Origin of the sequence: Kitasatospora sp. NPDC057738 (genome assembly GCF_042798815.1) — a bacterium.
Lineage (GTDB): Bacteria > Actinomycetota > Actinomycetes > Streptomycetales > Streptomycetaceae > Kitasatospora > Kitasatospora lactacystinica.
The window spans coordinates 36,677-40,771 of the sequence record NZ_JBHVJT010000081.1; the positions used below are offsets into that span (position 1 = coordinate 36,677).

The following is a 4,095-nucleotide window of genomic DNA, read 5'->3' on the forward strand; positions in this document are numbered from 1 at the left end:
CCCACAGGCTCTCCATCCGGCCTCCCGCCCCAAGAAACCCCCCTTGGGGGGCCCCTCTACCACAAATAAACCCCGCACCGGCCTGGAACTCGGGACCCCGGGCCGTCGAAGCCCTCGGGCGCGGGGGGCCGTTCGAAGAAGGTCTCCAGGACGACGGTCGCCTGGGTGCCGCTCACGCCGTCGATCGCGTAGAGCCGCCGCAGCACGTCCTGAAGCTGTTCGGGGGTCGCCGTCCGCACCTTGACCAGCACCGAGGCGCTGCCCGCGATGATGTGCGCCTCCTCGATCTCGGGTATCGCGGTGAAAGCCGGCGCCGAGTCCCCCATCCAGGCCGTGGAATCCACCATCACGAAGGAGAGCACCCCGAGCCCGAGGCTCCTGGGGTCCAGCTCCACCGTGGTGCGGCGGATCACGCCGCGCTCGCGCAGCTTGCGCACCCGCTCGTGCGCCGCCGCCGTGGAGAGGCCCACGGCCCTGCCCAGCGCCGCGTACGCCTGTCCGGCGTCCTGTTGCAGCAGGGCGAGCAACGCCCGGTCGGTGTCGTCGAGATGATCGATGGTCATGGTGGGACCATACCGTGTTCTGGCATACTCCCAATTATCGGGACGGTATTCGGTACTAGGCGACACGGGGTGAATGATGTCCGGCTCCATCGGGTCCGAGCTGTACGAGATCCTGGACGAGCGGTTCCGCCGCTGCACCAACGGCGACAGCCGGCTGGAGAAGCTGTACGGCGACTGCCGCTGGGCCGAGGGCCCGCTCTACCTGCCCGCCTGGCGCCAGGTGATCTGGAGTGACATCCCCAACGACCGGCTGCTGCGCTGGGACGAGGCCACCGGCACGGTCGGCGTCTTCCGCTCCCCGGCCGGGCACCCCAACGGCAACACCCTCGACCGCGAGGGCCGGCTGATCAGCTGCGAGCAGGGCGACCGCCGGGTGACCCGCACCGAGCACGACGGCCGGATCACCGTCCTCGCCGACCGCTACCGGGGCAAGCGGCTCAACTCGCCCAACGACGCGGTGGTCCGCTCGGACGGCGCGATCTGGTTCTCCGACCCGGACTTCGGCATCACCTCGGACTACGAGGGCCACCGGGCCGAATCCGAGATCGGCGCCCGCGACGTCTACCGGATCGACCCGCACAGCGGCGAGGTCCGGCTGGCGGCCGACGGTTTCGACGGGCCCAACGGACTGGTCCTGTCACCGGACGAGCGGCAGCTCTACGTCAACGACAGCCGGGCCGGGCACATCCGGGTCTTCGACATCCGGGAGGACGGAACCCTCACCGGCGACCGGATCTTCGTCAAGGGCGTCGGCTGCCGCTTCGACAACATCCGCTTCGACCGCGACGGCCGGCTCTGGGCGGCGGCCTTCGACGACGGCGTCCACTGCTACGCCCCCGACGCCACCCTCCTCGGCCGCATCCGTGTTCCCGAGCCGGTCTCGAACCTCACCTTCGGCGGCCCGAAGCGGAACCGGCTGTTCATCACCGCCACCACCTCGCTGTACTCCCTGGTGACGTCCATGACGGGCACCCACCGCGTCTCCTTCCAGTAAGAGACACGCCGGCCCGGCCGCTCGCGGCGGGGGAGCGCCGGCCCGCTGCGGCCCCAGTGGTCAGCCGGTGAACAGGCCGGCGTTCCGCCGGACGAAGTCGCCCACGCCGGTGGCGGGGCGGCCGGTGACCTGCTGGACGCCGTCGGTCCGGCGGTCGTAGCGGTTCTCGGCGTGGAGGCGGGCCATGGTGGAGATGTGCTGGAGGACGTGTTCCGGCAGCTCCAGCGGTGCGAGGTCGTGGTCGATCCACTCCCGCAGCGGGACGTCGACGTAGCGGACGGGCCGGCCGAGGGCTTCGGAGGCCTCCGCGGCGATGGCCGGGCCGTCCTGGGAGCGCGGGCCGGTCAGCTCGTAGACCCGGCCGAGGTGCGGGGCCGGGTCGGCCAGGACCTCCGCGACGACCGCGGCGACGTCCGCGGCCGCCACGGGGGAGGTCCTGGCCCGCCCCAACGGCAGCCTGACGGTGCCGCCCCTGGCGATCGAGGCCAGTCCGGCCCGGAAGAGCGGGTTCTCCAGGAACACGGTGGGCCGGACCTCGACGACGGGCAGGCCCGACCAGCTCAGCACCTGCTCGACCAGCCACTGCTGCCGGTGCTGGTGGGACTCGCCGGCGGCGGAGAGTCCCAGCTCGGAGACGGTCAGCTGGGACATGTTCACGAACACCTCCAGCCGCCCCGCCTCCCGGGCCACGGCCGCCGCCGTGAGGGCGGCCTCCAGGTACTGGTCGGAGACGCCCATGCCGAAGTACGTCCGGCGGCAGCCGGCCAGGGCCGCGAGGACGTCGTCCGTGCGGGTCAGGTCCCCGACGACGACCTCGGCGCCGGTCGCCCGCAGGGCCCGCGCGCGCTCGTCCTCGCGGTGCACCAGGGCGCGGACCGGCAGGCCCCGCCGCCGCAGGTCCTCGACCACGGACCGCCCGACGCCCCCGACGCGGCCGGCGGCCCCGGTCACCAGGATCGGTTGCACGGTCTCCTCCGAAGTGTTCGGCCCGGCGCGGCGCGGGCCCGGTGCGGCCCGGCCCGGCCGGTCGTCAGATGGTGGCGGTGTCGATGACGAAGCGGTAGCGGACGTCGCTGGCGAGGACGCGCTCGTAGGCGTCGTTGATCCGGTCGGCGCCGATCAGCTCGATCTCGGCCGCCACGCCGTGCTCGGCGCAGAAGTCCAGCATCTCCTGGGTCTCGGCGATCCCGCCGATGCCCGAGGAGCTCATGCTGCGGCGCTTGCCGGCCAGCCGCCGGAGGTCGACCTCCACGGGCTCCTCCGGCAGGCCGACGTTGACCATGGCCCCGTCGGTGCGCAGCAGGGAGAAGTAGGCGGCGAAGTCGAGCGGGGCGGAGACGGTGTTGAGGACGAGGTCGAAGGTGCCCGCGAGCTTCTGGAAGGTCGCCGGGTCGCTGGTGGCGTGGTAGTGGTCGGCGCCCAGCCGCAGGCCGTCGTCCTTCTTGCGCAGGGACTGGGACAGCACGGTGACCTCGGCCCCGAGCGCGTGGGCGATCTGCACGCCCATGTGGCCGAGCCCGCCGAGGCCGACGACGGCGACCCGCGTGCCGGGCCCGGCGTTCCAGTGCCGCAGCGGGGAGTAGGTGGTGATGCCCGCGCACAGCAGCGGGGCGGCCTTGTCCAGCGGCAGCGCGTCCGGGATGCGCACCACGTAGTTCTCGTCGACGACCACGTTCTTCGCGTAGCCGCCGTACGTGGGCCGGCCGTCCTTGCCGACGGCGTTGTAGGTCCACACCGGGCCGTCGTCGCAGTACTGCTCCAGGCCGGCCCGGCAGTTGTCGCAGGTGCGGCAGGAGTCGACCATGCAGCCGACGCCGACCCGGTCGCCGACCCGGAACCTGGTGACGCCGGGGCCGGCCCCGGTGACGACGCCCGCGATCTCGTGCCCGGGCACCATGGGGAAGACCGCCTCGCCCCAGCCCTCGCGGGCCTGGTGGATGTCGGAGTGGCAGATGCCGACGAAGGCGATGTCGATCAGCAGGTCGTGCTCGCCGACCGCACGGCGCTCGATGGTGGTGCGTTCCAGCGGGGCCTTGGGGCCCGGTGCGGCGTAGGCGGCGACGGTGGTGGTCATGGGAGTTCGTTCCCCCTTCTGCGGACGGAACCGCGATGGTCGGATCGGGCCGGGTCGGCCGGGCCGGACGGGTCGGGTGAGCCGGGCGGGTCGGTCGACCAGCACGTCCACGGTACCCACGAGGACGGTGCGCCGCTCTGCCGGCCCGGCCGGGGAGCGGCGGAGCCGGCCCCGGGACGCACGGTCGGGCAGGCCGGGAGGCGCCTGGCGCGACCGCACCCGAGTGGGTGATCATGATGTGACGTCCTGTCATGTTTCTTTGACGAGAAGGTTTTCGCCATGTTGGTCGACTGGCCCACCGAAGTGTTCGCGCTCCGCCTGCACCGCATTCCCGGCCTGGTGGCGGGCGCCGCGGCGGGAAGCCCGGAGGGCACCCCCGTGGCGCCCGCGCCCGTCCCGGGGGCGGGGGACGGGAGCGCCCCGCCGCCCAAAGATAACAACCCCCCCCTCGGGGAAGGGAGGGG

Annotated in this window: 4 protein-coding genes; 1 reads left to right on the top strand and 3 read right to left on the bottom strand. The window is 72.8% G+C overall.

All coding sequences use genetic code 11. From position 1 onward, the window contains the following. Positions 1-56: 56 nt before the first annotated feature. Positions 57-563: an Lrp/AsnC family transcriptional regulator gene (locus ACFVGO_RS32875; RefSeq protein ID WP_380635743.1), complete on the bottom strand. Its 507-nt coding sequence runs from the start codon at positions 561-563 to the stop codon at positions 57-59. Between the two features lie 76 nt (positions 564-639). On the opposite strand from ACFVGO_RS32875, the gene ACFVGO_RS32880 reads away from it, so the two are divergent. Further along, the gene (locus ACFVGO_RS32880; RefSeq protein WP_359906857.1) at positions 640-1,557 is read left to right on the top strand and encodes an SMP-30/gluconolactonase/LRE family protein; all 918 of its coding nucleotides are present in this window, start codon (positions 640-642) and stop codon (positions 1,555-1,557) included. 60 nt (positions 1,558-1,617) lie between these two features. Here ACFVGO_RS32880 and ACFVGO_RS32885 read toward each other — a convergent pair whose 3' ends face one another. Next, positions 1,618-2,523 carry an NAD(P)H-binding protein gene (locus tag ACFVGO_RS32885; protein WP_380635745.1) on the bottom strand — a complete coding sequence of 302 codons (906 nt, stop codon included), beginning with the start codon at positions 2,521-2,523 and terminating at the stop codon, positions 1,618-1,620. Between the two features lie 64 nt (positions 2,524-2,587). Beyond that, positions 2,588-3,631: an NAD(P)-dependent alcohol dehydrogenase gene (locus tag ACFVGO_RS32890; protein ID WP_380635747.1), complete on the bottom strand. Its 1,044-nt coding sequence runs from the start codon at positions 3,629-3,631 to the stop codon at positions 2,588-2,590. Positions 3,632-4,095 lie beyond the last annotated feature (464 nt).

What these genes read in the sequence shown, in the direction of transcription:
- ACFVGO_RS32890 (WP_380635747.1), bottom strand. Translation starts at nt 3,631, where the DNA reads ATGACCACCACCGTCGCCGCCTACGCCGCACCGGGCCCCAAGGCCCCG.
- ACFVGO_RS32880 (WP_359906857.1), top strand. Translation starts at nt 640, where the DNA reads ATGTCCGGCTCCATCGGGTCCGAGCTGTACGAGATCCTGGACGAGCGG.
- ACFVGO_RS32875 (WP_380635743.1), bottom strand. Translation starts at nt 563, where the DNA reads ATGACCATCGATCATCTCGACGACACCGACCGGGCGTTGCTCGCCCTG.